The organism is Falsiroseomonas ponticola (assembly GCF_016805305.1).
GTDB classification, from domain to species: Bacteria; Pseudomonadota; Alphaproteobacteria; order Acetobacterales; family Acetobacteraceae; genus Falsiroseomonas; species Falsiroseomonas ponticola.
This window is the reverse complement of the sequence record NZ_JAERQN010000001.1, coordinates 831762-857754: the sequence shown is the minus strand read 5'-3', so window position 1 is coordinate 857754 and position 25993 is coordinate 831762. Positions and strand designations below refer to the sequence as shown.

Genomic DNA, 25993 nt, shown 5'->3' with positions numbered 1-25993 from the left:
GCGTTCAGCGCGCCACCGCCAGCCGCAGCCCGAGCCCCATCAGCACCACGCCCACCACCAGGTCGAGCCGCCGCTTCGACGCCGCATAGGCGGCCTGGACCCTCGCGGTGGAGAACACCACCGCCAGCCCCGCATGCCAGGCGGCGGACAGCGCGCCCAGCATCAGCACCGCCGCCAGCCGCAGGCCATCGGGCGCGGCTTCCGGCAGCGTGACCACGAAGACGCTGCCGAAGAAGGCCGCGGCCTTGGGGTTGGTGATGCTGGCCAGGAAGCCGCGCCGGAAGGCGCTGGCGCCACCGCGCGGCAGGCCCCCCGGCGCCACCGGCGGGCTGCCGGCGCCCCGCAGCATCCGCCACCCGATCCAGACGAGGTAGGCCGCCCCCGCCAGGCGGATCGTCGTGCCGATCCATTCCATCCGCGCCAGCACCAGGCCGAGCCCCGCCATGGCGATGCTCGCCCAGATCAGCGTCGCGCAGGCCACGCCGAGCCCCGCCAGCACGCCCGCCCGGCGGCCGGCGCCGATGGCGGTGGAGGTGATGACCAGCCAGACCGGCCCGGGGCTGGCGCAGGCCAGCAGGAACAGCCCCGCGATCGCCGCCAGGGCCGCCATGGCGCTACCCGTTCACCCAATCCGGCGCCATGCCGGGATTCACGTAGCGCCGGTCCTTCGGCAGCGCCGCGATGGCGGCGAGGTCCCCGGCATCGAGCTTCACATCCAGCGCCGCCAGGTTCTCCGCCTGCCGCGCAGGGCTGGCGGCCTTGGGCACGGCGGAGACGCCCGGCATCGCCATCAGCCAGGCCAGCGCCACCTGCGCCGCCGTCACCCCATGCTTCCGCCCGATGCCCTGCAGCACGGGGTCGGAGGGCACGTTCCCCTTGCCCAGCGGCGAATAGCTGGTCAGCACCATCCCCGCCGCCGCGCAGATGCGCCGCAGCGCGGACTGGTCCAGCAGCGGGTGGTGTTCCACCTGCAGGCAGGCGAGGCCCACGCCCTGGCCGATGGCGCGCTGGAGCAGCTTCGGCGGGAAGTTGGAGACGCCGATCGCCTTGGCCCGCCCCTCGGCGCGCAGCGCCGCCAGCGTCTTCAGCGCATCCGCCAGGTCGAGCTCCGGCGACGGCCAGTGGATGAGGAAGAGGTCCACATAGGGCGTCGCCAGGCGCTTCAGGCTGGCATCGAAGGCGCGGCGGATGGCATCGCCCTTCGGCTTGTCGTTCCAGACCTTGGTGGTCAGGAAGATCTCCCCCCGCGCCACGCCGGACCGCGCGAGGCCGGCGCCGACCGCCTCCTCATTCCCGTACATCTCCGCCGTGTCGATGTGGCGGTAGCCCAGGCCGAGGGCGGAGATCACGGCCTGCGTGCATTCCTCCCCCTTCATCGGCCAGGTGCCGAGGCCGAGGCGCGGCATCCGCAGATGCGCCGTCTCCAGGATCTGCATCGGTTCCGCTCCTACCGCTTGGACAGGTCGACGACGCCGCAGAGCCCGGCTTCCGTCCCGAAGGCGAGATGCGTGCCCGCCGCGTTCCAGGCGAGGGTCGAGACGGCGCTGCCCTTGGGCGGCGCCACCGGCACCACCTTGCCGCTGGCCACTTCCGCCATCAGCACCAACCCGTCCCCGAAGCCGGCCGCCACCACCTCGTGCTGCGGGTGGAAGGCGACGGCGCTGCACAGCACCTCGTCGCCCCCGGCGAGTTCCGTCGGCGCCTTGCCCATCGGCCCGCCGCCGAAGAAGGGCCAGAGCACGACGCTCTCCGCCCCGCTTGTCGCCAGCCAGCGGCCGCGGCCGGAGAAATGGATGCTGCGCGTCTTCCCGGGATAGCCGGACATGCGCATGTGCTGGCCATCCGCCAGCCGCCAGCCATGCAGCGCCGGTTCCTGCATGGCGGTCACCACATGGGTGCCGTCCGGGCTGAACAGGATGGCGTGGTGGCTGCCCTTCCATTCCAGCACCTTGGGCTTGTCCTCCTTCGCGGCGACGAACCACAGGGACGCGCCGCCGTAATGGCTGGCCGCGATCCGCTTGCCCTTGGCGTCGATGGCGATGCCGCCGACCGTGGTGGGGTGGACCAGCGACTTCAGCGCCTGCCCCGCGCCATCCAGCACATGCACGGTCTTGCCGACGGAGGCGGCGCGCACGCCGCCCTCATGCGCCGCGACGTGATCGACCCATTTGGAGCCGTAGCTGGCCACCTGGGTCGCCGTGCCATCCGGCAGCACCTGCACGAGCCTGCCGTCATCGCCGCCGGAGAGCACGCCCGCCCGGCAATCCGCCACGGCGGAAAGCACGGCGCCGTCATGCGCCTCCACGCGCTGCCACTCGGCCGCCGGCGTGCCGACGCCCGCCACATGCACGGTGCCATCCGCCAGCGCGAAGGACAGGCTCCGCCCTTCCCGCCCGAACACCGCCGCCACGGCCCAGGCGCCGAGGTCGCGCGCCACGCCCCGGCTCGCCAGCAGGAAATCGGCTTCCGTCACTTCGGCCATTGCTCAGTCCCGATCATGCTGCCGCCCGCCTTCGTCGCGCGGGCGGCGCCTGTCAACCTCAGGCCGGAACCTGGCACGCCTCGAACCCCCGCCGCAGCTGCGGGCGGTTCAGGTTGCGGCCGATGAAGACGATCTTGGACTTGCGCTCGTCGCCGTCCTTCACCGGGCCGATGTAGTCGCCATCGGCGATCATGTGCACGGCCTGGAAGGCGAAGCGGCGATCGTCATTGGCGTAGTAGAGGATGCCCTTGGTGCGCAGCAGGTCCTGGCCCTTGGACTGCAGCAGCTCCCCGATCCAGACGTTGAACTTCTCCGCGTCGATCGGCCGCGACACCTGGAAGGACATCGAGTTCACCTCGCTGTCATGCTCGTGATGGTCCTCGCCGGAGAGGAATTCCGGCTCCCGCTCCAGGATGCGGGCCAGGTTGAAGGCGTCCCGCCCCACCACGCTCTCGATCGGCACGTCGGACTTGGTGCTGCGGCGGATCTCGGCATAGGGGTTGATGCCGCGGATCAGCTTCTCCACCGCCGCCGCTTCCGCCTCATCCACCAGGTCCATCTTGTTCAGCACGATGATGTCGGCGAAGGCGATCTGCTCCTGCGCCTCGGCGCTGTCGGCCAGCCGCGCGGGCAGGTGCTTCGCGTCCACCACGGTGACGATGGCGTCGAGCTTGGTGGCCCGCTTCACATCCTCATCCGCGAAGAAGGTCTGCGCGACGGGGGCGGGGTCCGCGAGGCCCGTCGTCTCCACGATGATGCCGTCGAACTTGCCGCGGCGCTTCATCAGCCCGCCGATGATGCGGATCAGGTCGCCGCGCACCGTGCAGCAGATGCAGCCATTGTTCATCTCGAACACTTCCTCGTCCGCATCGACGACGAGGTCGTTGTCCACGCCCAGCTCCCCGAACTCGTTGATCACCACGGCGTATTTCTTGCCGTGGTTCTCGCTCAGGATGCGGTTCAGCAGCGTGGTCTTGCCGGCGCCGAGGTAGCCGGTCAGCACGGTGACGGGCACGGGGGCGGGGGTGGTGGCAGCACTCATGGATCGGGGGCCTCTCGGGGCGGTCGGACAGCGTTCGGGCGGTTATATGGGGATGCGGGGCTGATTCCAGGCCCGGGGGGACCTTACAGCGGGGTGCCGCCCGCCTGCTTCGCCCGGTTGGCCAGCGCGCGGGTGATGACGCCGGCCAGATCCGCGGCGGAAACCGGCTTCACCAGGAAGGCGTCCATCCCCGCGGCTTCCGCCTGCGCGCGGACATCATCCCCCCCCTGCGCGGTCACGGCGATGACAGGCAGGCGGCCGGCGGGGCCGGGCAGCGCCCGCAGCCGCCGCGTCGCCTCCAGCCCGTCCACCTCCGGCATCTGGAGGTCCATCAGCACCGCGGCATAGGGGCGGGACTGCACCAGGGACAGGGCGGTCGCCGCATCCCCCGCTTCCTCATGCCCCCAGCCCGCGCGGTCCAGCACATGGCCGAGCAGCCGGCGGTTCACCGGCACGTCATCCACCACCAGCACCGGCGGGCCGGGCCGCCGCGGCGGGCTGGCGGGCGCGGGGGCGGCGTGTTCCGGCACCACCACCTCCTCATCCGCCACGCGCGGCAGGGGCAGGGTCACGGTGAACAGGCTGCCGCGCCCCGGCGCGCTGGTCACCGCGATGCCGCCGCCCATCCGCGCCGCCAGGTCTCGGCAGATGGAAAGCCCGAGCCCCGTGCCCTGTTCGCTGCGCTGGAAGCGGTCGAACAGCGTCGCCATCCGGTCGGCGGCGATCCCGGCGCCGGTATCGCTGACGGAGAGTTGCAGATGCCCCGCCGCCGTCTCCCGCGCCTCGATCCGCACCTCGCCCCCTTCGGTGAAGCGGATGGCGTTGGCGGCCAGGTTGGTCAGGATCTGGCGGATGCGCGCGGGGTCGCCGCGCCAGGCCGGATGCGTGCCGGTGGCGATCGCGACGGCGAGCCGGTTGCCATGCGCCGCCGCCCGCGCCCGCAGCAGCGCCACCACCTGGTCCATCGTCTCGTCGATGCGGAAGGGCTCGGCCGCCAGCGGCGCCTTCACCTCGCCCGGCACCTCGATCAGGTCGCGCAGCAGCAGCATGAGGTCCGCCGCCGCCTGCCGTGCCGCCTGCGCATCCGCCCGCGCGGCGCGGGACAGGCCGGTTCCCCCCAGCACCAGGTCCAGCAGCCCGAGCACCCCGCTGAGCGGCGTCCGGATCTCATGCGCCGCGGTCGCCAGCATGTCGGCATGCAGCTTGGCCGCGTGCTGTTCCGTCTCCGCCTTGGCGGCGGCGGCCCGCGCCTCGGCCTCCGCCTCCCCCCGCGCCACCTCCGCGCGCCAGAGCACCGCGCCGAGCAGCGCCGCGCCCGCCATGACCAGGGCGAGCGTGAGCAGGGGCGCCTGCGACAGTTCCGCCCGCATCATGGACAGCACCGCCGCCCCCAGCGCCCCGGCCAGCGCCAGGGCGGCAAGCAGCAGCGGCGCGAGGCGGCGGGCGCGTGTCAGGCGGGCACGGCCCGGATCGCATCGGCCAGCGTGCCGAACAGCCGGTCGATATGCGGGCGCTCCACGATCAGCGGCGGCGAGAGTGCCACGATGTCACCCGTGACGCGCGTCAGCACGCCCCTATCGAAGCAGGTCTTGAACACGTCCATGGCGCGGGCCGTGGGCTTGCCCGCGCGTGGCGCCAGCTCGATCCCCGCGACCAGGCCCATGTTCCGCACATCGATCACGCCGGGGACGTCGCGCATGGAATGGGCGGCTTCCTCGAAATAGCCTTCCATGGCGCGGGACCGGCCGGGCAGATCCTCCGCCCGGTGCAGCTCCAGCGTCGCGATCGCGGCGGCCGCGGCCAGCGGGTGGCCGGAATAGGTGTAGCCGTGGAACAGCTCGATGCCCGACGGCACGCCCTTCACGATGGTGTCGTACACCTCGTTGCTGGTGGCGACCGCGCCCATCGGCACCGCGGCGTTGGTCAGGCCCTTCGCCATGGTCATGATGTCGGGCGTCACGCCCAGGCGCTCCGCGCCGAAATTCGCGCCGATGCGGCCGAAGCCGGTGATGACCTCGTCGAAGATCAGCAGGATGCCGTGCTTCGTGCAGGTCTCCCGCAGCTTCTGGAGATAGCCCTTGGGCGGCACCAGCACGCCGGTCGATCCCGCCAGCGGCTCCACGATCACCGCCGCGATGGTGTCGCCATGCAGCGCGACCAGGTTCTCCAGCGTCTCCGCCAGATGCGCGCCATGCTCCGGCTGGCCCTTGGCGAAGAGGTTGCCCGGCACGCCATGGGTGTGCGGCAGGTGGTCCACGTAAGGCAGCTGCGCACCGAACTGCTTGCGGTTGCCGCCGATGCCGCCCACCGACATGCCGCCGAAGCCGACGCCGTGATAGCCGCGTTCCCGCCCGACCAGGCGCACGCGCTGGCTGTCGCCGCGGGCCTTGTGCCAGGCGAGGGCGATCTTCAGCGCGGTATCCGCGGCCTCGCTGCCCGAATTCACGAAGAAGACGCGGTCCATCCCCTCCGGCGTCATCTCCGCCACACGGGCCGCGGCCTCGAAGGCGATGGGGTGGCCCATCTGGAAGGTCGGCGCGAAATCCATCACCGCGGCCTGCTTCTGGATCGCTTCCACGATCTCCCGCCGCCCATGGCCGGCGTTGCAGCACCAGAGGCCCGCGGTGCCGTCCAGGATCTCCCGCCCCTCCGGCGTGAAGTAGGACATGCCTTCCGCCCGCGCGAGCATGCGCGGCTTGTCCTTGAAGGACTTGTTGTCGGTATACGGCATCCAGAACGCGTCGAGGTTGTTCGGACGCGGCACGCTGATCTCGTTCATGGGGCGGGGTCCTTCTGTGCCGCCACCAAAGCAAGAGGGCGGTGGCGCCGCAAGCCTGTGATGGACGCGACTCCTGGAGGCGATTAGAGCACGCGCCATGCGCCTGCTCGTGCTCGATGGTTCGCTGGCCCGCTGCTCCGCCGCCCTGTTCCAGGACGGCGCGCTGGTCGCGCATGCCGCCCAGGGGGGCGCCCGCGGCCAGCCCACCGCCCTGCCGCCCTTGGCCGAGCAGGTCCTGGCCGGCGCCCGCCCCGATGCCGTCGCCGTCGTGGTCGGCCCCGGCGGCTTCACGGGGCTCCGCACCGCCATCGCCCTCGCCGAGGGCATCGCGCTCGCCACCGCCGCGCGCCTGGTCGGCGTCACGACCGGGGAGGCCCTGGCCGCCGCCCTGCCCGAGGGGCTGCGCGAGGCGCGGGCCGTCTGGGCCGCGATCGACACCAAGCGCGGCCGCTTCCTGCTGGAACGCCTCGACGCCGGCACGGCGCCCGAGCCGATGGCCGAGCGCGACATCCCCGCACCCCCGGGCCCCGTCGCCCTGGTCGGCGACGCCGCCCCCCTGGCCGCCGCCCGCCTGCTGGCCCGCGGCTTCGACGCCATGCTGACCGACAGCCGCCTGCCGGATGCCGCCGCCGCCGGCCTGGTCGCGCTGCGCCGCCTGACTGGGGAAATCCCCTGGCGGGACGCGACGCCCCTCTATGTCGAGCCCCCCGCCGTCCGCCTGCCCGCGGCGCGATGAGCGGCTTCGACATCGCCGAGGCCGCCCGCCTGCACGCCCTCGCCTTCGAGCCCGCGGAACGCTGGGGCGAGGATGCGATCCGCCTGATGCTGGAGATGCCCGGCGCCTTCGGCGTGCTGCGGGACGGTTCAGGCTTCATCCTATGCCGCGTCGCGGCCGATGAGGCCGAGATCCTGACCCTCGCCGTGGCGCCCGACGCCCGCCGGAAGGGCGTGGGCGGCGCGCTGCTGGCAGAGGCCATGGCCGGCGCGGTGGTGCGCGGGGCGGGGGCGATGTTTCTCGAGGTCAGCGAGCGGAACGAGGCGGCGCGGGCGCTGTATGCGGCGGCGCGTTTTTCGACGGTCGGGCGAAGGCGGCGATACTACGCGGATGGGGCGGATGCGGTGGTGATGCGGCGGGGGCTGGAGACGTAAGACGCCTCCTCATTCGAGCGCGTCAATCGCATCGCGTGCCGCGAAATGGCGCCGGGGCGATCAACTCCATGATGCCTACACCCTTAACTGGCCAAATGAAACGAAGCCAGCCACAAGCAATGTTAGCAGGCACAACGAGCCGACAATCAACCAGAAATACATGAAGATCTTCGGCATTTTGCCGGATATATTGAAGCCGCGATTCTGAAGATGTCGATCTCCCCCGCCAGTGATCGGAACTAGGGAGTAAATCCGCTCGAAGTCGTTCGTTTTGGCAACGCAATCGTAATTCCGCCTTACGGCGTCGATGGCGTCGTAGGCCGCCCTCACCGAGCGCTTTTGCGAAACCGCCGTCATCAGCCCGACAATGCAGAGCGGCAGCAAAAACAGCATGAATATGAGTATGAACTTCGCCAGCAGGACTGACGCCGCAGCATCGCTGTGAGACAAAATCTTCTCCGCGACCTCGAATATCTTCTGAACCGAGAAGCCAAATGTAGCGATAAGGAACGACTGAATCGTTGTTCCCCACGTATTGCGATGGTTTATCAGATTATCCTCGTGCTCAATATAGGCACGTTGTATCTTATAGTACTCGTACACTCTGGCTTGGTCCCACGGGGAGGTGCCGGACACGTTCGCAGACATTCTGCTCTCCTGCCAACAGAGCCGGAGGACGCTATCATCCGACTACAAGCGTCGAGAACTCAGATAAAAACAGGTAGTTTTTTAGACACGCCATTTGTCGACAAGGTGCCGACGAAACGAGACACTCGACTGGCAGCGCGCAACCTCGCGGTGCGAATTCTCACTCGTCGTCCAGCGGCCACGCAAATCAGTATATTGATACGAAATCGCAATAATTGGCTGCGGTCGATCTGCAAGCCATGGTGCTTGCTCCCTCACTTCCGCCGCAGCCAGACCTCCGTCACCCCGCCCTCGCCCTCCCTCACCCCCAGCACCCCATGCCCCTGCTCCGCCGCCGTGCGCGGCACGTTGCGGCGCGGCTCCTCCCCCTTCATCCGCACCAGCAGCACCTGCCCGCTCGACATGCGGTCCAGCGCCAGGCGCGTGCGGACGAAGGTCATGGGGCAAGTCTCGGTGGTGATATCCAGTGCCACATCGTGACTCTGTTCTTGCAATCCGGGATGATTCACCACGCTGCGACCCTTCTCATCACCAAACGTCATTGCGAAACGGCGATTCACGGCAATATGGTGGCAACGGCGCGTCGCGGCATCGGGCATGGCGCCCGCCGGCCGGGGAAATAGTCGGGCAATCGCGCCCCGACGACGCGGGCAGGACGAGACGCATGGCCGATACAACGGCATACCCTGGGGCGAACCCTGATCTGCTGGGCCTGACGGCCGAAATCGTCTCGGCCCATGTCTCCAACAATCCCGTCGCCGTCGCGGATCTGCCGAACCTGATCCAGGACGTGTACCGCACCCTCGCCACCATCGGGCAGCCCGCCGCGGAAACCCCGGAACGGCCGCAGCCCGCCGTCCCCGTCAAGAAGTCCATCACCCCGGAATACCTGATCTGCCTGGAGGACGGGAAGAAGCTCAAGATGCTGAAGCGGCATCTCAAGACCTCGTTCAACCTGACGCCCGACCAGTATCGCGAACGCTGGGGCCTGCCGGCGGACTATCCCATGGTCGCCCCCAACTACACCAAGCATCGTTCCTCCCTCGCCAAGCGCATCGGCCTCGGCACCAAGCCCCGCCCCCGCGCCGCCGCGCGCGGCCGGGCCGGCGCCGCGGCACGCGAAGCCTAGGACCCGCCCCCGCGGAGCCCGGCCCCCGGCCGAGCTACCCGGGTGGTGGCCTCCGGCCACAGGCGCTATTGATGCCGCCGCCTCGGCCGGGCTGAACCCCGGCCCCAGCAGGACCCATCGCCCGACGCATGCACAGCCACGACCGCCACGCCGAGACGACCCGCCCCGATCCCTCCCGGATCGAGCGGCTCTGCGTGGAACGCGGCCTGAAGATGACCGGCCAGCGCCGCCTCATCGCCCGCGTGCTGAGCGAGGCGGAGGACCATCCGGATGTCGAGGAACTCTACCGCCGCGCCGCCGCGCTCGACGACCGCATCTCGGTCGCGACCGTCTATCGCACCGTCCGGCTGCTGGAGGAGAAGGGCATCCTGGAACGCCGCGACTTCGGCGGCGGCCGCGCCCGCTACGACCCGACCGATCGCGGCCACCACCACCACCTGATCGATGTCGATACCGGCCGCGTCATCGAATTCGAGGATGCGGAATTCGAACGCGTGGCCCGCGCCATCGCGGAGCGCCTCGGCTTCACCCTGGTCGGCCAGCGGCTCGAGCTCTTCGGCCGCAAGGGCGCCCCCACCCCCGCCCCCCGCGGCCGCTCCAAGCCCAAGGCCTGAAACCGATGAGTGTCGATGGCCCGCTGCCCGAGGACGCGCCCCTGCCCGCGGACCCGCCCCGCGCGGCACCGCGCGCCGAGGGGTTCGAGGAGCTGCGCGCCGGCAATCTCGGCCTCCGCATCGCGGAAACCGCCGCCGAGATCGACGCTGCCCAGGCGCTGCGCTTCCAGGTCTTCTACGAGGAGATGGGCGCGCGCGCCGATGCCGCGACGCTGGAAGCCCGCCGCGACGGCGACGAATTCGACGCGGTGGCGGACCACCTGCTGGTGCTGGACCATGACCTCGGCAACGGCCCCGAGGCCGTCATCGGCACCTACCGGCTGATCCGCCGCCCGGCCGCCGAACGGCTCGGCCGCTTCTACTCCGCCGGCGAATACGACATCGCCCCCCTGCTGGCCTTCCCGGGTGAGGTGATGGAACTCGGCCGCTCCTGCGTCGCCGCCGCCTATCGCACCCGCGGCACGCTGCAGCTGCTGTGGCGCGGCATCGCGGCCTTCGTCTTCCGCCACCGGATCGACCTGATGTTCGGCTGCGCCTCCCTGGCCGGCACGGATGTCGATGCGCTGGCGCCGCAGCTCTCCTACCTCCACGCCAACCACCTGGCCCCGCCCGCGCTCCGCCCCCGCGCCGTGCCGGGCCGCCACGTCGCCATGGACCGCATCCCGCCCGGCGATCTCGACATGCGGGCGGCCATGGTGGCGCTGCCGCCGCTGGTGAAGGGCTATCTCCGCCTCGGCGGCTTCGTCGGCGATGGCGCGGTGATCGACCACCAGTTCAACACCACCGATGTCTGCATCGTGGTGAAGACGGACCTCATCACCGACAAGTATTACCGCCACTATGAGCGGACGGCGGGCGGGTAGTCTTTTCGCGCCTCAGGTGCCGGCGGGGCCTCCTCCCCCTTGGTGTCATTTATGGCCTCAGGCGCCGGCGGGGCCTCCTCCCCCTCGGCTGGGTGGCACAGGCCGCAGCACGAACAGCCCCACCACCACGGTGACGCAGGCCAGCAGCAGGTAGGGCACCAGGTAGCCGCCGCTCAGGCCGATCAGCCCGCCGAACAGCGATGGCCCGACCACCGAACCCAGCGGCGTCAGCACCATGAAGACGCCCATCGCGGCGCCGATCTGCGCCCGCGGCGCCGCCGTGGCCGCCGCGCCCTGCGCCACCCCCGCGAAGCCCGCGATGGTCATGCCGAGCGCCAGCGCCGCCGCCCCCGCCGCGGCCTGGCCCCAGGGCGCGCCGAGCCCCGACCCCAGCCCCAGGCCCAGGAAGCCGAGCCCGGCGGCGAAGGCGATCAGGCGCAGCACCCGCGGCCCATCCCCGCCCCAGACCCGGTCCGCCAGCAGCCCCCACAGGATGCGCGCGATGGCGGAGACGATGTGCGTCGCCCCGAAGATCAGCGCCGCCACCGCCGGCGAAAGCCCGACCGGCCCGACCAGGTACAGCACGAGATAGGCGTAGAAGGCGCCCTGCGCCGTGTTCAGCAGGAAGGTCGTCAGGCAGACCCGCATGAGGGCCCGGTTCCGCAGCACCGTCAGCAGCCCCGCCAGCATCGGGCCGCGCGCCAGGGATGGCGCGCCCCCGCCCGGCGTCGCCAGCGCCAGCACCGCCGTCAGCGCCGCCGCCACCGCCACCGCGCCGGCGGAAACCCGCCAGGCATCCGGCCCCGCCAGCCCCGCGATGATGGCCGCGATCAGCCCGCCCGCCGGCACGCCGGCCTGCTTCACGCTCATCATCGTGCTGCGCCAGTCCGGCGGGAACCAGGTCACCACGCCCACGCTCGTCGCCGGATTCACCAGCGAATAGGCGATCCCGGCCAGGATCAGCAGCCCCGCCGCCATGCCGCCCCCGGCGGAGGTCGCGAAAAGCCCGGCGCTGATGCTCACCCCGGCCATGGACAGGGCGAGTGCCGCCTTCACGCCGATGCGGTCCACCAGCCAGCCGCCGGGCAGCGCCACCACCGGCTGCGCGCCGTAATAGGCCGCGACCAGCAGGCCGAAGGTCGCGGTATCCAGCCCCAGATCCCGCTGGATGGCCGGCGCGAAGGCCATCACGCCCATGATGTTGATGGTGCCGACGCAATGCGCGGCGAAAAGCAGGAAGAGCCGGACGCCCCCCACCGGCCTACCCCAGCGGCCCCGTGCGGAACAGCGTGACGCGCATCCCCCCATGCGGCACCGGCGGGCCCGGGGGCAGGAAGGGCAGCCGCGTCTCCCGCGCCAGCGCCGGCTCCGCCGCCACCAGGCCGACGCGCCAGCCGGCGAAGCGCTCCCTCAGCACCTGGCCCAGCGCGCGGTATAGCGGCGCCAGCGCCTTCCGGTCGCCGATCCGGCTGCCATAGGGCGGGTTGACGATCACCAGCCCCGGCGCGCCCTCGGGCCGCCGCAGGTCGCTGATCGTCCCCTGCGCGAAGCGCGTGCCCGCGGAAACGCCCGCGCGTTCGGCATTGGCGATGCTCATCGCCACCGCCCCCGCATCCCGGTCGAAGCCGAGGCAGGTCACCCCCTCCACCCCCGCCCGCGCCACCGCGCGCATCCGCGCCCAGGCCTCCGCATCGAAGTTTCTCAAGTGCTCGAAGGCGAAGGTCCGCGCCCTTCCGGGATTGAGCCGCGCCGCCATCTCGGCCGCCTCGATCACGAAGGTGCCGGCGCCGCACATCGGGTCCAGCAGCGGCTCCGTGCCCCCATAGCCGCACTGCATCAGGAACAGCGCGGCCATCGTCTCCCGCAGGGGCGCCGGGTTCACCGCCTGCTTGAAGCCGCGCTTGTGCAGGACATCGCCCGACGTATCGATGCTGAGGGTGCAGAGGTCCTTCTCCACCCGGGCCCGCACCAGCACCGGCGCGTCCTCGGCCTCAGGCGCGCCCACCGTCTCCCGGATCGCGGTGGCGACGCGCTGCGCGACGGCGCCGGAATGCCAGAGCTTCGACCCGGCGCAGGATGCTTCCACCCGGAAGGGCACGTCGCGCCGCAGCAGACTGTTCCACTCCACGGCATGGGCGCGTTCATCGAGCTGCGCGAAATGCACCGCCCGGAACTGCGCGACACGCGCCAGCACGCGGCTGGCGCCGCGGATCCACAGATTGGCGCGCCAGACATCCGGCCAGCCGCCCGTGGTGACGACACCGCCCGGGACCACCTTCGGCTGCCGGAAGCCCTTGCCCGCGACCTCCGCCGCCAGCGTCTCCTCGAGCCCCGGCGGGGCGGCGAGGAAGATCTCGAACCTGTCGTCGGTGCCGGTCATCGGGGACTTTGTCGGGGCCATGCGCGTCGGCTGTAACACCCGCGCGCGGGGGTGGCGATGGCCGCCTGCCGATCGCCCATTGGGGGTGTTGCCGGGGGGGTCGCCTGGGGGGGGTCGCATGCGGGGCTCTTGAGGCCCGCATCGCATAAAGATATGTTGATGGGGCGTTGGTCCCGCGCGAGCGGGTGAAAAGGGAAGTCCGTGCGGGGTTCGCGCCCCCAGTCGGACGCTGCCCCAGCAACTGTCGGCGGGAAGCCGCCGGCCCGAGTCACCCCTCCCTGTTCCAGGGGGGCGGGGGACGCCACTGCGCAAGCGGGAAGGCAGGGCCGGTGGCGATGGGCGCAAGCCCGGCACCCGCGAGCCAGGAGACCTGCCCGCGCCGTGCACCCCTCGACGCAGGGGGCGCGCCACCCCCACGGCCGGGCTGGGTGCACCGGGCGACGGAGACGACTGCGATGACCATCGCCGCCAATCTCGGCTACCCGCGCATCGGCCCCCGGCGCGAGTTGAAGACCGCGCTGGAGGCCTTCTGGGCCGGCAGGATCGGGGAAGCCGACCTGCACGCCACCGCCGGGGCGCTGCGCGCCGGCGCGCGGGCCCTGCAGCAGGGCACCGGCATCAGCCACATCCCCTCGGCCGATTTCGCGCTCTACGACCATGTGCTGGAAACCGCCTGCGCCTTCGGCCTGATCCCCCCCGGCTATGGCTGGAACGGGGAGGGCCCGGCCTCCCTGGCCACGGTCTTCGCCCTCGCGCGCGGCGCGCGCGGCAGCGCCGCCGAACGCGCCGCCGGCATCCCCGGCGATGCCGTGGCGCTGGAGATGACCAAGTGGTTCGACACCAACTACCACTACATGGTCCCGCGCCTCTCCGCGGCGTCCCGCCCGAGGCTGCTGGACAATCGCTGGGCCCGCGCGGTGCGGGAAGGGCTGCAGCACGGCACGCGCACCCGCCCGGTGCTGCTCGGCCCCGTCTCCCTGCTGCTGCTCTCCAAGGCCGAGGACGGGCTGCGGCCGCTGGAGCTGCTGCCGGCGCTGCTGCCCGCCTATGCCGATGCGCTGCGCTACCTGGGCGAGGCCGGCGCCAGCTGGGTGCAGCTGGATGAGCCCTGCCTGGTGACGGACCTGCCCGCCGGCGCGTCCGAAGCCTACCGCACCGCCTTCCGCGCCCTGGCCGATGCCGCGCCGGGGCTCGACCTGCTGCTGACGACCTATTTCGAGGGGCTGCGCGACAACCTCGCCCTCGCCACCTCCCTGCCCGTCGCCGGGCTGCATCTGGACCTGGTGCGGGCGCCGGGCCAGCTGCCGGCGGTGCTGGAGGCGCTGCCGCGCGACCGCTGGCTCTCGCTCGGCCTGGTGGATGGCCGCAACGTCTGGCGCACCGATCTCCGCCAGGCGCTCGGCCAGGTCCAGCTGGCGCAGCAGGCGGGCTTCGGGCGGCGGCTGATGGTCGCCCCCTCCTGCTCCCTGCTCCATGTGCCGCAGAGCCTGGCGATGGAAACGGCACTGGACCCCGCCCTGGCCCGGCGCCTGGCCTTCGCCAATGAGAAGCTGAAGGAGGTCTGGGTCCTGGCCCGCGCGGCGGATGAGGGGGAGAAGGCGGTCTCCGGCGCCTTCGCCGACAGCGACCGCGCGCTGGCGGAAGCCCGCGCCGATGCGCGGCTGCATGATGCGGCGGTGGCGGCGCGGATCGCCGCGGTGACCCCCGCCATGGAACGCCGCGCCAGCCCCTATGCCCTGCGCGCCGCGGCGCAGCAGGCGCGCCTGAACCTGCCGGACCTGCCCGTGACCGCCATCGGGTCCTGGCCGCAGACGGCGGAGGTCCGCACGCTCCGCGCCCGCCTGGCGCGCGGCGAGATCGACCAGGCCGCGCATGACGCGGCGATGGAGGCGCTGATCGCGGAGGCCGTGCGGTGGCAGGAGGAGATCGGCGTGGACGTGCCCGTCCATGGCGAGTTCGAGCGCAACGACATGGTCAAGCATTTCGGCGAGAAGCTCGGCGGCTATGCCTTCACGAAGCATGGCTGGGTGCAGAGCTATGGCAGCCGCTGCGTCGCGCCGCCGATCATCTGGGCGGATGTCACGCGCCCCGCGCCGATGACGCTGCGCTGGTCCGCCTTCGCGCAATCCCTGACGGCCAAGCCGATGAAGGGGATGCTGACCGGGCCGGTGACGATGATGCAGTGGTCCTTCGTCCGCACCGACATCGCGCGGGAAGATGTCTGCCGCCAGGTCGCCCTGGCGATCCGGGAGGAGGTGGCGGATCTGGAAGCGGCGGGCATCCCCGTCATCCAGATCGATGAGCCAGCCTTCCGCGAAGGCCTGCCGCTGCGCCAGGCCGATCGCGCGGACTACCTGCGCTGGGCCACCGCCTGCTTCCGCCTGGCCGCCAGCGCGGTGCGGGACGAGACGCAGATCCACACCCACATGTGCTACAGCGAGTTCAACGACATCATCGACAGCATCGCCGCGATGGATGCCGATGTGATCTCGATCGAGACCGCGCGCAGCGACATGGAGCTGCTGGAAGCCTTCTCCGACTTCGACTACCCGAACGGCATCGGCCCCGGGGTCTGGGACATCCATTCGCCCCGCGTGCCGGGGGCGGCGGAGATGGCGCGCCTCGCGCAACGCGCGGCGCAGCGCATCCCGCGGGACCGGCTATGGCTCAACCCGGATTGCGGCTGCAAGACGCGGGGCTGGGCGGAGGTGAGGCCGGCCATGGAAAACCTGGTGGCGGCGGCGCGGCTGCTGCGGGCGGAGGCGGTGTAGCGGCACAGGCTGGGGAAGGCGCTGCCTTCCCCCGGCCCCACCCGCCCAAGGGACCAATGGGGCCGAACCGGCCATGGACCGTCTCTGGTGGCCGGCACGAGCCGGTCCGTGCATGCTGCGCGCAGCGCGGGGGAGGACGGCGATGACGGCGCGATTCGGCAGGCGGATGGTGATGCAGGCGGCAGCCGGCACGCTGACACTGCGCTTCGCGCTGCCTGCATCCGCATCGGGCGGCGGCGGCGAACTCAACGCCTTCCTCCGCATCGACTCGGCGGGCCTCGTCACCGTGCAGGTCCCGCATCTCGAGATGGGGCAGGGTGTGGCGACATCGCTGCCCATGCTGGTGGCGGAGGAGCTGGACGCCGATTGGCACCAGGTGCGCTTCGCCCTGGCGCCGGCCGGGGAGGCCTTCAAGCGCCCCGGCGGCAAGCGGCAGATGACGGGCGCGGCACTCAGCATCACCGAACGCTTCCTGCCGATGCGCCAGGCCGGCGCCGCGGCGCGGGACATGCTGCTGCGCGCCGCCGCCGCCCGCTGGGGCGTGGCGGCGGCGGAATGCACGACGGAGCCGGGCTTCGTCATCCACGCCGCCTCCGGCCAGCGCCTCGCCTATGGCGAGTTGGCGGCGGAGGCTGCGCGGCTGGCGCCGCCGGCCGATCCGCCGCTGAAGGACCCCGCGCAGTTCAGGCTGATCGGGCGATCGATGCGCAGCCTGGACGCCGCGATGAAGGTGAATGGCAGCGCCACCTACGGCATGGATCTCCGCCTGCCCGGCATGCTGTGCGCCGCCGTGAAGCGCAGCCCCGCCCATGGCGGAAACGCCGTGCTGCCGCCAGCGCCGCTGCCGCCCGGCGTCCACGCCATCCTGCCCATCCCGAACGGCATCGCCGTGGTGGCGGACCGCCACTGGGTGGCGAAGCGCGCGCTCGCCACGCTCGATGTCCAATGGGAAGGCGGCGCGGTCTTCGACGATGTCTCGCTGGAACGCGATCTGCGCGCGGGGCTCGACCTGCCAGGCGTGGAGATGCGGAACGAGGGCGACGCCACCGCCCATGCCGGCGCCACCGTCACCGCCGATTTCTACGCGCCGCTGCTGCACCACGCCTGCATGGAGGTGCCGAACTGCACCGCCCGCATCGCCGATGGCGCCTGCGAGGTCTGGATCGGCACGCAGGAGCAGAGCTACGCCCGGACGCTGGCCGCCGAGGTCGCGGGCCTGCCGGAGGACAAGGTCACCATCCACACCATGCTGGCCGGCGGCGGCTTCGGCCGGCGGTATGAGCGGGACGAGATCGTGCAGGCCGTGACGCTGGCCAAGGCGCTGGGCCGCCCCGTGCAGGTGCTGTGGTCGCGGGAGGAGGATTTCGCGCAGGGCTACTACCGCCCCGCCGCCGCGACGCGGCTGTCGGCGACGCTCGATGCGCAGGGCTATCCCACGTCGCTGCTCGCGCGCACCTGCACCGCCTCCCTGTTGCAGCGGGCCTTCCCGCAATTCTTCCACAACGGGAAGGACGGGACTTCCACCTATGGGCTGAAGGAGATCGCCTACGCCATCCCGAACCTCCGCGTGGAGTTCGTGCTGGCGGAGGCGCCGCGGCCGGTCGGCTTCATGCGGGCCGTGAGCTACCAGAACAATGTCGCGGCGGTGGAGATCTTCGTCAGCCGCCTGGCGCGGCGGGCCGGCATCGATGATGTCGCCTATCGCCGGCATCTGTTGCGTGGCGAGCCGCGGCTGCTGGCGGTGCTGGATCGCGTGGCGGCGATGGCCGGGTGGGGTGGCGTGGTGCCCGCGGGCCGTGCGCGGGGTGTCGCCGTGCATGAATGCGATGGCGCGCATGTCGCGCAGGTGGCGGAGGTTTCGCGCGGTGCGCAGGGTATCGTCGTGCATCGCGTCTGGGCCGCGGTGGATTGCGGCCGCATCATCCATCCCGACCATGCGCGGGCGCAGATGGAGGGCGCGATCATCTTCGGCCTGTCCAATGCGCTGCGCGAATCCCTCACGGTGCGGGGCGGTGCCGTGGTGGAGACGAATTTCGACGCCTATCCCCTGCTGCGCCTGGCCGATGCGCCGCTGATCGAGGTGGCGCTGATCGACAGTGCCGAGCATCCCGTCGGGTTGGGCGAGGCCGGTGTCCCGGGTGTTGGCGCTGCTGTCGCGAATGCCCTGTCGGCGCTGGGTGGTGATGTTCCCGCGCGCATGCCCCTGATCTGACGACGGTCCAGGGGCGTCTCGCCCCTGGCATGGGGGGTGTGGGGGGAACAGCGTTCCCCCCGCGTCACTGTCCCCGGAAGACCGGCCGTCGCTTCTCCCTGAACGCCGCCTGCCCTTCCTTGAGGTCCTCGCTTTCCGCGCAGGCCTGTGACAGCGCCGCGATGCGCGCGGGGTCGCGCAGCGCCGGGTCGCCGCTGACCTGGTCGATGGTGATCTTGGCCGCGCGCATGGAGAGCGGTGCGTTGCGCGCGATGATCCGCGCGTAGTCCATCACCGCGTCTTCCAGCTCCGCCGCCGGCACCACGCGGTTCAGCAGCCCGCGGGCGAAGGCGACCTCCGCCGGATAGTTGGTGCCTGTGAACAGCATCTCCTTCGCGAAGCCCGGCCCGACCAGCGCCGTCAGCCGTTCCAGGCTCCAGGTCGCATAGGCGATGCCGAGCTTGGCGGCGGGCACGCCGAAGACGCTGTCCTCGCTCGCCACGCGCAGATCGGCACGCAGGGCCAGCGCGAGCCCGCCGCCGATGCAGTGCCCCTGGATCATCGCGATCAGCGGCTTCTCCAGCGTGTCGAGCACGGCGCGCGCGGCGGTGGCGCGGGCGGTGTACTCCGCCGCGCGCCCTTCCGCGCGCATGCGCTCCATCTCCCCGATATCCGCGCCGGCGGCGAAGGATCTTCCGCCCGCGCCGTTCATCACCACCAGGCGCACGGCGTCGTCGCGCATGAAGTCCGTGACGGCGGCCGCCATCGTGTCCCACATCGCCAGCGTGATGGCGTTGCGCTTCGCGGCGTTGTTCAGCGTGATCCAGCCGATGCCGTCCGCCTTCCGGACGAGGACCAGTTCCGTCACACCACGCCCTTCTCGCGCAGGCTCGCGATGGCGGCTTCGTCATAGCCGAGCGAGGCCAGGACTTCCGCCGTGTGCTCGCCATGGCTCGGCGTCGGCCGGCGGATGCCGTCCTCCACGCCCGCCATGTTGATGGCCGTTCCCACCATGTGCTGCTCGCCGAGGCGCGGATGCGTCACGGGCTGCGCCATGCGCAGGTGCTGCACCTGCGGATCGGCGAAGACCTGGTCCACCGTGTTGATCGGCCCGCAGGGAATGCCGGCTTCCTCCAGCAGCGATATCCAATGCGCGGAGGGCTGCGTGGCGGTGACGGCGGAGATGGCCGCGTTGATCGCGGCGCGATCCTTCGACCGCCCGTTCATGGTCTGCCAGTCCGGGTGCCGCAGCCATTCCGGCTTGCCGACCACCTCGCAGAACCGCGTCCAGTGCCGCGCGGAAGACGCCGCGATGGTGATCGGCCGGTCCACCGTCGGGAAGACGCCGGTCGGGATGCCCGTCGGGTGGTCATTGCCCGCCTGGCCCGGCACCTCGCCGGCCATCAGCCAGCGGGAAGCCTGGAAGTCGAGCATGAAGATCATCGCCTCCAGCAGGCTCGTCTGCACCCATTTGCCGCGGCCCGTCGCCTCCCGCTCGAACAGCGCCATCATGATGCCGAGCGCGAGCAGGTTGCCCGCCGTCAGGTCCGCGATGGGGATGCCGACGCGCACCGGCCCCTGCCCCGGCAGCCCGGTGATGGACATCAGCCCGCCCATCCCCTGCACGATCTGGTCGAGCCCCGCGCGATGCGCATAGGGCCCGTCCTGCCCGAAGCCGGAGATCGATCCATAGACGATGCGCGGGTTCAGCGCGCTCAGCGTCTCGTAATCCACCTTCAGCTTGTACTTGACCGGCGCGCGCATGTTCTCGACGACCACATCGGCCTCGCTTGCCAGGCGGCGGAAGATCGCCTGCCCCTCCTCCGTCTTCAGGTCCAGCGTCATGCAGCGCTTGTTGCGGTGCAGGTTCTGGTGGTCGAAGCCGTCCTGCTTGCCGGTGATCTCTCCTGCCGCCGATCCCGGCGGCTCGATCCGCAGCACATCCGCCCCCCAGTCGCCGAGGTGCCGCACGCAGGTCGGCCCCGCCCGCGCGAGCGTCAGGTCCAGCACCTTGATGCGCGACAGCGGCAGGGTGGCACCGGTCATGTCCGTGTCGTCCTCATTCCTGCAGGCTCATCGCGCCCAGCACGGCGCGGAAGCGCGCCTCCCTCTCCCGCATCCCCGCCAGCGCGGTCGCGCCATCCAGGTCCACGGGCGTCAGCTCCGCCGCCAGCAGGCGGTCGCGCAGCGTCGCGCCGTATTTCTCCATCACCGCGCGATGCGCGGCCAGCAGCCGCGCCGTGACCGCGGGCGGCAGGCCGCGCGGCCCCGCGACGGTGTTGGTGAAGCCGAGTTCGAGGTCATGCCCCAGCTCCCGCATCGTCGGCACGTCAGGCGCATAGGCGAGGCGCTGCGGCGCGGAGGTCGCCAGCACGCGCACCCGGCTGGCATCGCTGCTGCCGCCGAGCGAGCCGATGATGCCGATATCCACCTGCCGGCCGAGCAGCGCGACATTCGCCTCCGCAGTGGAGCGGTAGGGGATATGCGCGACATCGACGCCGAGCGCGCGCCACAGCATGGTGCCGCCGAAATGCGCCAGGCTCGCGATGCCGTAGCTGGCATAGGTCAGCCTGCCCGGATCGCGCCGCGCCGCGGCCGCCAGCTCCGCCAGCGACTGGTAGGGCGAGGCCGCATGCACCGCGACGAAGAGCGACCCGACGCCGTAGGAGAACAGCATGGTGAAGCTGTCGAGCGTATAGCCCGTGTCGTTGCGCGTCAGCGGCACGGTGACGAAGGAGGAATCGCTCGCCACCAGCAGCGTGTAGCCATCCGGCGCCGCCTGCGCGACGGCCCGCGTGCCGATCGCCGATGCACCGCCCGCGCGGTTCTGGATGACGATGGGCTGGCCGAGGAACTCGCTCCAGAGCGGCGCCAGCATGCGGGAGGAAAGATCGAGCGTGCCACCCGGCGAGGTCGGCACGATCAGCTGGATCGGCCGCGCCGGATAATCCTGCGCGGCCACGGGACGCGAGCCCGCGAAGCCCGCCAGCAGGACGAGGATCGGCGCCAGGCGCCGCAACGGGAACAGCGACATGCCGCATCCTCCCTGGGCCGCCGCGCGCATCCTGCGCGGCAGGCCCGGGAAGACGACCGGATGCGGATGGGCCTGTCAATCGCGTGCGAGGCGCGCAATCCCGCCGTCGCGGGGCGCGATCACATCTCCGCCGCGCCGGCCTCCGCCGCGAAGGTCTTCACGATGGACAGCAGCCGGCGGCGGGATTGCGGATGGCGCATGGAAGCGAAGGCGGAGACAAGCTCCGCCGTCTCCCGCTCATCCGGCCCCTGGTGGGGCGGCAGCGGGGGCTCCTGCCCCTGCACGCCGGCCAGCAGCAGTTCCGTGTCCACGCCCAGCATGCGCGCCAGCACGGGCAGCATGCGCGCGGGCAGGCGGGTCTTGCCGGTCTCGTATTTCTGCACCTGCTGGTAGGTCACGCCCAGCGCCTGGGCGACATCGGCCTGCGACAGGCCGCGCAGGCGCCGCAGCTGGCGGACCCGCACGCCGAGCCTGGCGTCGGAGGTATCGGCGGCCCGGCTGCTCGCCGGCCGTTCCTCGGTGATCTGCACCTGCATGTCGGGCATTCCTGTGCGCCTCAGATCGCGGCGCCGAAGGCGTTCACGGGGTTGCCGATGCCGGGGCGGACGCCGCTCGACGGCGCCTCCACCCGGTAGCCCACGCCCCAGACGGTGCGGATGATGTCATCCGCGCCGGCCTCGGCCAGCTTGCGGCGCAGGCGGCAGACGAAGACGCGCAGCACGCCCGGGGCGGCATCGCCCTCCCCCTCCCGCAGCGCGTCGCAGATGCGTTCCTTGCCCAGCACGCCGCCGCGCGCGCCCATCAGCATGTCCAGCACGCGCAGCTCGCAGGGCGTCACCTCCACGGGCTGGCCGGCCACGCTCAGCATCCCGCTCTCGCGGTCGATGCTGACATTGCCGCAGCGGATGCCGGCCACCTTGCGGGCCGGCGCGCGGCGGCGGATCGCCTCGATCCGCGCCAGCAGCGTGGCGGCGGGGGCGCCGCGCGGCATCACGGCATCGGCGCCCAGGTTGAAGGCCTCCGCCTCCATCCGCGGCGAAGCGGCGCCCAGCAGCAGCAGCGGCAGCTTGTGCCCGGCCTCGCGGAAGCGGCGCAGCAGCGGGAAGCCCATGCCGGCCAGGTCGGCGGTATCGATCACCACGCCATCCACGCCGTCATCCAGCGCCTGCTCGGCCTCCGCGATCCGGCCTGGCGTGGTCACGCGCGTCTCGACATGCGCCGCGGCCAGTCTTTCCGCGATGCGGTTCGGCCCCGTCGCCGCATCCGCAATGATCAGAACCTGCATGACCCTGTCCCGTTCCTACCCCCCGCGCCGCTCAACTCGCGGGCGAGTGATCATTCTCTACCGCCGGGACTGTCGCGGCGCCTGTCGGGCTTCGTCGGGAATTCTCGTTGTCGGGGAACCGTTGCGGCGGCTGGGACGGATGCGCCCAGCCGGCGGGATTTCAGCCTTCCGCCATCACCAGGGCGGTGGCCGCGGCGGGTGTCAGCGGGCGGCCGAGCAGGTAGCCCTGCGCGGCCTCGCAGCCGGCCTGGCGCACAACCTGAAGCTGACCATCGGTCTCGATCCCCTCCGCCACCACCTTGAGGCCGAGCGCATGGATGGTGGCGACCAGGCCCGTCAGCAGCCGGCGCTCCCGCGTATCCGTCACCACGCGCATCACCAGTGCGCGGTCCAGCTTCACGGTATCCACCGACAGCCCGCCCAGCACGCCGAGGGAGGAGTAGCCCGCGCCGAAATCATCCAGCGCCACGCGGACGCCGAGCGCGCGGATCGCCTCCACCACCTCTCCCGCCTTGGGGCCGAGCGCGACGGTTTCCGTCACCTCCGCCACCAGCGCCTTGGCGGGCAGCTTCTCCGCCTCCAGCGTCGCCTTGAACAGGCCGGGCATGTCCGCTTCCGCGATCTGGCGGCCGGAGAGGTTGACCGTGACGTAGAGATCCCGCGTGGTCCCGGCCCCCCATTGCGCCGCCTGCGCCGCCGCGACGCGCAGCGCCCAGGCGCCGAGGTCGAGGATGACGCGCCCTTCCTCCGCGATGGCGATGAACTCGCCCGGGGAGATGAAGCCGAGGGTCGGGTGCCGCCAGCGCATCAGCGCCTCGAACCCCAGCAGGCGGCGGTCGGCGATGTTGAAGATGGGCTGGTAGTAGATGGCGGTTTCCTGCCGGGCGACGGCATGGGGCAGGTCCCGCACCACGGTCAGGCGGCGCTCCGCCGCTTCCTGCATGGCGGGGGTGAACAGCACGCAGCGGCTGCCGCCCTCACGCCGCGCCACGCTGCCGGCCACCAGCGCGGCATCGTCCAGCGCCACGCGGTCGGCCGTGGCGCGATGGGCCACGCCGATGCTGGCGGTCAGGCGCAGCGCGCCGGTCGGGTTCGGCACCGGCTCCTCGATCGCGGCGCGCACGCGCTCCGCCACCGCCAGCGCATCGGCCTGGCTGGCGCAGGCGGCGGAGGCGATGGCGAATTCGTCGCTGCCGATGCGGGCGACGAACCACTCCGCCCCCGCGGCCTGGCGCAGCCGCGCGCCGATGGTCTGCAGGATGGCATCGCCGACCGCGCTGCCCCCGGCCTCGTTCAGCGCGGCGAAGCCATCGAGGTCGATGGCCACCACCGCCATGCCGCTGCCGTCGCGCGCCGCATCCACCGTCATCTCCGCCAGGCGGGCGCTGAAGGCGGCGCGGTTGGGCAGGCCGGTCAGCGGGTCGCGCGCCCGCGCCTCCTCCCGCTCCGCCTCCGCCGCGGCCAGGCGGCGGCTTTCCTGCAGGCGGTTGCGCGCTTCCTGGCGCTTGGTGGCGGCGCGGCTGCGCGCGGCGGCCACCACCGCGATCATCTCATCCAGCGTGAAGGGCTTGCGGACGAAGTCGAAGGCGCCGGCGCGCACCGCGGCCACCGCATCCTCGATCGTCGCATGGCCGGTCATCACCACCGTCTCGATCGCATCCGTCTCAGGCCGGTTCATCACCAGGCGGCGGACCAGCGACAGCCCATCCTCCCCCGGCATGCGGATATCCGTGACGACCACGCCGATATCGGCGGTCTCCGCCAGCGCCGCCTGGGCGGTGACGGCGGAGGTGGCGATCTTCACCGCCATGCCCGCTTCCTCGAGGCCGAGCGCCAGCTCCTCCGCGATCCAGACCTCGTCATCCACCACCAGCACGACGAGCCTGGCTTCGTCAGCCGGCGTCCCCTCACCGGGCGGGGACTGGGTCTCGTTGGCGAACATGCCTGGTCATCCTTGGCAATCTGTCTTGGGCAGCGACCGGCCAATGTCGGGCGCCGCTGCGATGCGGCGCCACACAAGCAGCATGATATTAGCAACTGCTGAAGCAGGCGCTACCGGGATGAGACGGCCGGCACGCGCCCGGCCAATCCGGCGCTCCGCCAATCCGGCGTAAGGCTCAGTCCGGCGCGGAATCCGGGACCGAGGCGCCCGCCCGCCGCGCGCGGGCGCGGTCCAGCCCCAGGTCCACCGCGCGGGCCAGCTCGTCCCAGGCGAAGGGCTTGTTGAGCACGGCCAGCGCGCCGGCCAGGCGCGCCGCCTGCTTCTCGGCGGCGGAGGCATGGCCGCTCATCATCACGAATTCCGGGATGGCGGCGCCGCGCGCGGGGTCGCGCAGGCGGCGGATCAGCCCGATCCCATCCATGCCCGGCATGCGCAGATCCGTCACCACCACGGCGATGCTGCCGCCATCGCGGTCCAGCAGCGCGATCACCTGTTCGGCGGAAGCGGCGACCATGGTCTGGAACCCATCGGCGGCGAGGCCTTCGGCGATTTCCCGGGCGATGTCGGGTTCGTCGTCAACCACCACCACCATGGCGCAATCGGTGGATGACACGGTGCCAATGTCCATTACCTGGTCTCGCTGGACCCCCTGCGGATCCGATGCCGAAGGGGGACGGATCCGTGGTGCGGGGCACCCCGCGGCGTGGATGGCGCCGCCCGCCTTCATGGCTGCCCGATATTGGCGGAAGAGAGGGCTTTGAGTTTGTCGGGAAGTGTCGGATTTTCTGTCCTGTTGTCCCGAAGATACCCTGTCCCCACGGATTCGGGGCATCATGGGCACGACGCGGGCTGCGGATCGGGAGCTTTGGTCTTGTCAATGTCGTCAGGCACGGAACTCGGCGCCGAGGAGGCGGGCCCGGCGCCCAACGTCCTGATCGTCGAGGACGACGAGGCGCTGGCCGAGGAGATGGCCCTCACCCTGTCGGACTACGGCATGCGCCCCACCACGGCCGCCACCTGGGAAGCCGCCATCGCGGCGGTGGAGGCGGCGCAGCCGGACCTCGTCGTGCTCGACCAGCGGCTGGGCCGCGTGGATACCCTGCCGCGCATCGGCGCGCTGCGCGCCCTGACCGATGCGCCCGTCCTGATCCTGACCGGCAACCGGGCGGAGACCGACCGCATCGTGGCGCTGGAGATCGGCGCCGACGACTTCCTGCTGAAGCCGATCTCCGGCCGGGAACTGGTGGCGCGCATCCGCGCCCATCTGCGCCGCGTCCAGCAGGCCCGCCCGGCGGAGAAGGAGCGGGAGAAGGAGCCGGAACAGCCCGCGGCCGGCACCTGGACCCTGCTGACGGTGGAACGCGAACTCCGCCGCGGCGACGGCTCCGTCGTGCCGCTGACCGGCGCGGAGTTCGACCTGCTGGCCGTGCTCGCCGAGGCCCCCGGCCACCCGGTGGACCGGGAGACGCTGACCAAGCGGGTGCTCCGCCGCCCCTGGCGGCCGGATGACCGCGCGCTCGACAACCTCGTCATGCATCTCCGCCGCAAGCTCGGCCCGGGCGGCGACCGCGCGATCACCGCCATCCGCAGCCAGGGCTACGTCTTCACGGGCTTCCCGCGGGGCTAGCGGCGGTGGCGGGGGCAGGCAGCCCGGCTTCCCGGCCAGGCGCCCGCACCAGCCCCG

At 71.7% G+C, this 25993-nt stretch carries 25 protein-coding genes and 1 riboswitch; of the genes, 8 read left to right on the top strand and 17 right to left on the bottom strand.

Translation table 11 applies throughout. The features are described 5' to 3' along the window. Positions 1 to 4 precede the first annotated feature (4 nt). From JJI54_RS04125 to JJI54_RS04100, 6 genes are all read right to left on the bottom strand, one after another. A complete protein-coding gene (locus tag JJI54_RS04125; protein ID WP_203071193.1) occupies positions 5 to 610 on the bottom strand; it encodes a LysE family translocator in 606 nt (201 codons plus the stop codon). A 4-nt stretch (positions 611 to 614) separates the two neighbouring features. After that, a complete protein-coding gene (locus JJI54_RS04120) occupies positions 615 to 1436 on the bottom strand; it encodes an aldo/keto reductase (RefSeq protein WP_203071191.1) in 822 nt (273 codons plus the stop codon). Positions 1437 to 1447: 11 nt separating this feature from the next. After that, a complete protein-coding gene (locus JJI54_RS04115) occupies positions 1448 to 2482 on the bottom strand; it encodes a WD40 repeat domain-containing protein (RefSeq protein ID WP_203071189.1) in 1035 nt (344 codons plus the stop codon). Positions 2483 to 2540: 58 nt separating this feature from the next. Further along, a complete protein-coding gene (locus JJI54_RS04110) occupies positions 2541 to 3524 on the bottom strand; it encodes a CobW family GTP-binding protein (protein WP_203071187.1) in 984 nt (327 codons plus the stop codon). Positions 3525 to 3607: 83 nt separating this feature from the next. Next, complete coding sequence (locus JJI54_RS04105; RefSeq protein WP_203071186.1) at positions 3608 to 4897, bottom strand: ATP-binding protein; 1290 nt, start codon at positions 4895 to 4897, stop codon at positions 3608 to 3610. Positions 4898 to 4974: 77 nt separating this feature from the next. Beyond that, entirely contained in the window at positions 4975 to 6303 is a 1329-nt protein-coding gene (locus tag JJI54_RS04100; RefSeq protein WP_203071185.1) for an aspartate aminotransferase family protein, read from the bottom strand. Positions 6304 to 6400: 97 nt separating this feature from the next. Here JJI54_RS04100 and tsaB point away from each other — a divergent pair, with 97 nt between their 5' ends. Continuing rightward, positions 6401 to 7039 carry a tRNA (adenosine(37)-N6)-threonylcarbamoyltransferase complex dimerization subunit type 1 TsaB gene (tsaB, locus tag JJI54_RS04095; RefSeq protein ID WP_203071183.1) on the top strand — a complete coding sequence of 213 codons (639 nt, stop codon included), beginning with the start codon at positions 6401 to 6403 and terminating at the stop codon, positions 7037 to 7039. Then, positions 7036 to 7452, top strand: coding sequence for a GNAT family N-acetyltransferase (locus JJI54_RS04090; protein ID WP_203071181.1), 417 nt, complete (start codon positions 7036 to 7038; stop codon positions 7450 to 7452). Before tsaB ends, JJI54_RS04090 begins: the two co-directional genes overlap by 4 nt. Before the next feature lie 75 nt (positions 7453 to 7527). On the opposite strand, the gene JJI54_RS04085 is transcribed toward JJI54_RS04090, so the two are convergent. Together JJI54_RS04085 and JJI54_RS04080 are read right to left on the bottom strand one after the other, a co-directional pair. After that, positions 7528 to 8100 carry a hypothetical protein gene (locus tag JJI54_RS04085; RefSeq protein ID WP_203071179.1) on the bottom strand — a complete coding sequence of 191 codons (573 nt, stop codon included), beginning with the start codon at positions 8098 to 8100 and terminating at the stop codon, positions 7528 to 7530. 254 nt (positions 8101 to 8354) lie between these two features. Continuing rightward, on the bottom strand, positions 8355 to 8642 hold the full coding sequence (locus JJI54_RS04080) for a sulfurtransferase TusA family protein (RefSeq protein WP_203072316.1): 288 nt from the start codon (positions 8640 to 8642) through the stop codon (positions 8355 to 8357). A 122-nt stretch (positions 8643 to 8764) separates the two neighbouring features. Between JJI54_RS04080 and JJI54_RS04075 the strand changes: the two genes are divergently transcribed. From JJI54_RS04075 to JJI54_RS04065, 3 genes are all read left to right on the top strand, one after another. Continuing rightward, positions 8765 to 9229: a MucR family transcriptional regulator gene (locus JJI54_RS04075; RefSeq protein WP_203071177.1), complete on the top strand. Its 465-nt coding sequence runs from the start codon at positions 8765 to 8767 to the stop codon at positions 9227 to 9229. A gap of 128 nt (positions 9230 to 9357) precedes the next feature. Continuing rightward, the gene (locus JJI54_RS04070; RefSeq protein WP_203071175.1) at positions 9358 to 9843 is read left to right on the top strand and encodes a Fur family transcriptional regulator; all 486 of its coding nucleotides are present in this window, start codon (positions 9358 to 9360) and stop codon (positions 9841 to 9843) included. Positions 9844 to 9848: 5 nt separating this feature from the next. Further along, a complete protein-coding gene (locus JJI54_RS04065; protein WP_203071173.1) occupies positions 9849 to 10706 on the top strand; it encodes a GNAT family N-acetyltransferase in 858 nt (285 codons plus the stop codon). Between the two features lie 57 nt (positions 10707 to 10763). On the opposite strand, the gene JJI54_RS04060 is transcribed toward JJI54_RS04065, so the two are convergent. Then, complete coding sequence (locus JJI54_RS04060) at positions 10764 to 11963, bottom strand: MFS transporter (RefSeq protein ID WP_203071171.1); 1200 nt, start codon at positions 11961 to 11963, stop codon at positions 10764 to 10766. Between the two features lie 4 nt (positions 11964 to 11967). Next, positions 11968 to 13086 (bottom strand): THUMP domain-containing class I SAM-dependent RNA methyltransferase, encoded by a 1119-nt coding sequence (locus JJI54_RS04055; RefSeq protein ID WP_203071169.1) that lies wholly within the window; start codon positions 13084 to 13086, stop codon positions 11968 to 11970. A 151-nt stretch (positions 13087 to 13237) separates the two neighbouring features. Next, positions 13238 to 13478, top strand: a riboswitch (cobalamin riboswitch). A gap of 63 nt (positions 13479 to 13541) precedes the next feature. Here JJI54_RS04055 and metE point away from each other — a divergent pair. Further along, entirely contained in the window at positions 13542 to 15857 is a 2316-nt protein-coding gene (gene metE, locus JJI54_RS04050) for a 5-methyltetrahydropteroyltriglutamate--homocysteine S-methyltransferase (protein ID WP_203071167.1), read from the top strand. 142 nt (positions 15858 to 15999) lie between these two features. Next, positions 16000 to 18069 carry a xanthine dehydrogenase family protein molybdopterin-binding subunit gene (locus JJI54_RS04045; protein ID WP_203071165.1) on the top strand — a complete coding sequence of 690 codons (2070 nt, stop codon included), beginning with the start codon at positions 16000 to 16002 and terminating at the stop codon, positions 18067 to 18069. A 64-nt stretch (positions 18070 to 18133) separates the two neighbouring features. Here the strand turns inward: JJI54_RS04045 and JJI54_RS04040 are convergent, their stop codons facing one another. The 7 genes from JJI54_RS04040 to JJI54_RS04010 form a co-directional block, all read right to left on the bottom strand. Further along, positions 18134 to 18916 carry an enoyl-CoA hydratase gene (locus JJI54_RS04040; protein WP_203071163.1) on the bottom strand — a complete coding sequence of 261 codons (783 nt, stop codon included), beginning with the start codon at positions 18914 to 18916 and terminating at the stop codon, positions 18134 to 18136. Then, positions 18913 to 20094: a CaiB/BaiF CoA transferase family protein gene (locus JJI54_RS04035; protein WP_203071161.1), complete on the bottom strand. Its 1182-nt coding sequence runs from the start codon at positions 20092 to 20094 to the stop codon at positions 18913 to 18915. Before JJI54_RS04035 ends, JJI54_RS04040 begins: the two co-directional genes overlap by 4 nt. 13 nt (positions 20095 to 20107) lie before the next feature. Continuing rightward, positions 20108 to 21082 (bottom strand): tripartite tricarboxylate transporter substrate binding protein, encoded by a 975-nt coding sequence (locus JJI54_RS04030; RefSeq protein ID WP_203071159.1) that lies wholly within the window; start codon positions 21080 to 21082, stop codon positions 20108 to 20110. A 119-nt stretch (positions 21083 to 21201) separates the two neighbouring features. Continuing rightward, positions 21202 to 21618 carry a helix-turn-helix domain-containing protein gene (locus JJI54_RS04025; protein ID WP_203071157.1) on the bottom strand — a complete coding sequence of 139 codons (417 nt, stop codon included), beginning with the start codon at positions 21616 to 21618 and terminating at the stop codon, positions 21202 to 21204. 20 nt (positions 21619 to 21638) lie between these two features. Further along, entirely contained in the window at positions 21639 to 22367 is a 729-nt protein-coding gene (locus JJI54_RS04020) for a response regulator transcription factor (protein ID WP_203071155.1), read from the bottom strand. Between the two features lie 160 nt (positions 22368 to 22527). Continuing rightward, on the bottom strand, positions 22528 to 24309 hold the full coding sequence (locus JJI54_RS04015) for a putative bifunctional diguanylate cyclase/phosphodiesterase (protein WP_203071153.1): 1782 nt from the start codon (positions 24307 to 24309) through the stop codon (positions 22528 to 22530). Between the two features lie 175 nt (positions 24310 to 24484). Next, positions 24485 to 24922 carry a response regulator gene (locus tag JJI54_RS04010; RefSeq protein ID WP_203071151.1) on the bottom strand — a complete coding sequence of 146 codons (438 nt, stop codon included), beginning with the start codon at positions 24920 to 24922 and terminating at the stop codon, positions 24485 to 24487. Positions 24923 to 25186: 264 nt separating this feature from the next. On the opposite strand from JJI54_RS04010, the gene JJI54_RS04005 reads away from it, so the two are divergent. Further along, positions 25187 to 25936: a response regulator transcription factor gene (locus tag JJI54_RS04005; RefSeq protein WP_226381494.1), complete on the top strand. Its 750-nt coding sequence runs from the start codon at positions 25187 to 25189 to the stop codon at positions 25934 to 25936. The last annotated feature ends 57 nt before the right edge of the window (positions 25937 to 25993 follow it).

Excerpts from the sequence above, each read along its gene's own strand:
- JJI54_RS04125 (WP_203071193.1), bottom strand. The coding sequence starts at position 610 with ATGGCGGCCCTGGCGGCGATCGCGGGGCTGTTCCTGCTGGCCTGCGCC.
- JJI54_RS04120 (WP_203071191.1), bottom strand. The coding sequence starts at position 1,436 with ATGCAGATCCTGGAGACGGCGCATCTGCGGATGCCGCGCCTCGGCCTC.
- JJI54_RS04115 (WP_203071189.1), bottom strand. The coding sequence starts at position 2,482 with ATGGCCGAAGTGACGGAAGCCGATTTCCTGCTGGCGAGCCGGGGCGTG.
- JJI54_RS04110 (WP_203071187.1), bottom strand. The coding sequence starts at position 3,524 with ATGAGTGCTGCCACCACCCCCGCCCCCGTGCCCGTCACCGTGCTGACC.
- JJI54_RS04105 (WP_203071186.1), bottom strand. The coding sequence starts at position 4,897 with ATGATGCGGGCGGAACTGTCGCAGGCGCCCCTGCTCACGCTCGCCCTG.
- JJI54_RS04100 (WP_203071185.1), bottom strand. The coding sequence starts at position 6,303 with ATGAACGAGATCAGCGTGCCGCGTCCGAACAACCTCGACGCGTTCTGG.
- tsaB (WP_203071183.1), top strand. The coding sequence starts at position 6,401 with ATGCGCCTGCTCGTGCTCGATGGTTCGCTGGCCCGCTGCTCCGCCGCC.
- JJI54_RS04090 (WP_203071181.1), top strand. The coding sequence starts at position 7,036 with ATGAGCGGCTTCGACATCGCCGAGGCCGCCCGCCTGCACGCCCTCGCC.
- JJI54_RS04085 (WP_203071179.1), bottom strand. The coding sequence starts at position 8,100 with ATGTCTGCGAACGTGTCCGGCACCTCCCCGTGGGACCAAGCCAGAGTG.
- JJI54_RS04080 (WP_203072316.1), bottom strand. The coding sequence starts at position 8,642 with ATGACGTTTGGTGATGAGAAGGGTCGCAGCGTGGTGAATCATCCCGGA.
- JJI54_RS04075 (WP_203071177.1), top strand. The coding sequence starts at position 8,765 with ATGGCCGATACAACGGCATACCCTGGGGCGAACCCTGATCTGCTGGGC.
- JJI54_RS04070 (WP_203071175.1), top strand. The coding sequence starts at position 9,358 with ATGCACAGCCACGACCGCCACGCCGAGACGACCCGCCCCGATCCCTCC.
- JJI54_RS04065 (WP_203071173.1), top strand. The coding sequence starts at position 9,849 with ATGAGTGTCGATGGCCCGCTGCCCGAGGACGCGCCCCTGCCCGCGGAC.
- JJI54_RS04055 (WP_203071169.1), bottom strand. The coding sequence starts at position 13,086 with ATGACCGGCACCGACGACAGGTTCGAGATCTTCCTCGCCGCCCCGCCG.
- metE (WP_203071167.1), top strand. The coding sequence starts at position 13,542 with ATGACCATCGCCGCCAATCTCGGCTACCCGCGCATCGGCCCCCGGCGC.
- JJI54_RS04045 (WP_203071165.1), top strand. The coding sequence starts at position 16,000 with ATGACGGCGCGATTCGGCAGGCGGATGGTGATGCAGGCGGCAGCCGGC.
- JJI54_RS04035 (WP_203071161.1), bottom strand. The coding sequence starts at position 20,094 with ATGACCGGTGCCACCCTGCCGCTGTCGCGCATCAAGGTGCTGGACCTG.
- JJI54_RS04030 (WP_203071159.1), bottom strand. The coding sequence starts at position 21,082 with ATGTCGCTGTTCCCGTTGCGGCGCCTGGCGCCGATCCTCGTCCTGCTG.
- JJI54_RS04025 (WP_203071157.1), bottom strand. The coding sequence starts at position 21,618 with ATGCAGGTGCAGATCACCGAGGAACGGCCGGCGAGCAGCCGGGCCGCC.
- JJI54_RS04020 (WP_203071155.1), bottom strand. The coding sequence starts at position 22,367 with ATGCAGGTTCTGATCATTGCGGATGCGGCGACGGGGCCGAACCGCATC.
- JJI54_RS04015 (WP_203071153.1), bottom strand. The coding sequence starts at position 24,309 with ATGTTCGCCAACGAGACCCAGTCCCCGCCCGGTGAGGGGACGCCGGCT.
- JJI54_RS04005 (WP_226381494.1), top strand. The coding sequence starts at position 25,187 with ATGTCGTCAGGCACGGAACTCGGCGCCGAGGAGGCGGGCCCGGCGCCC.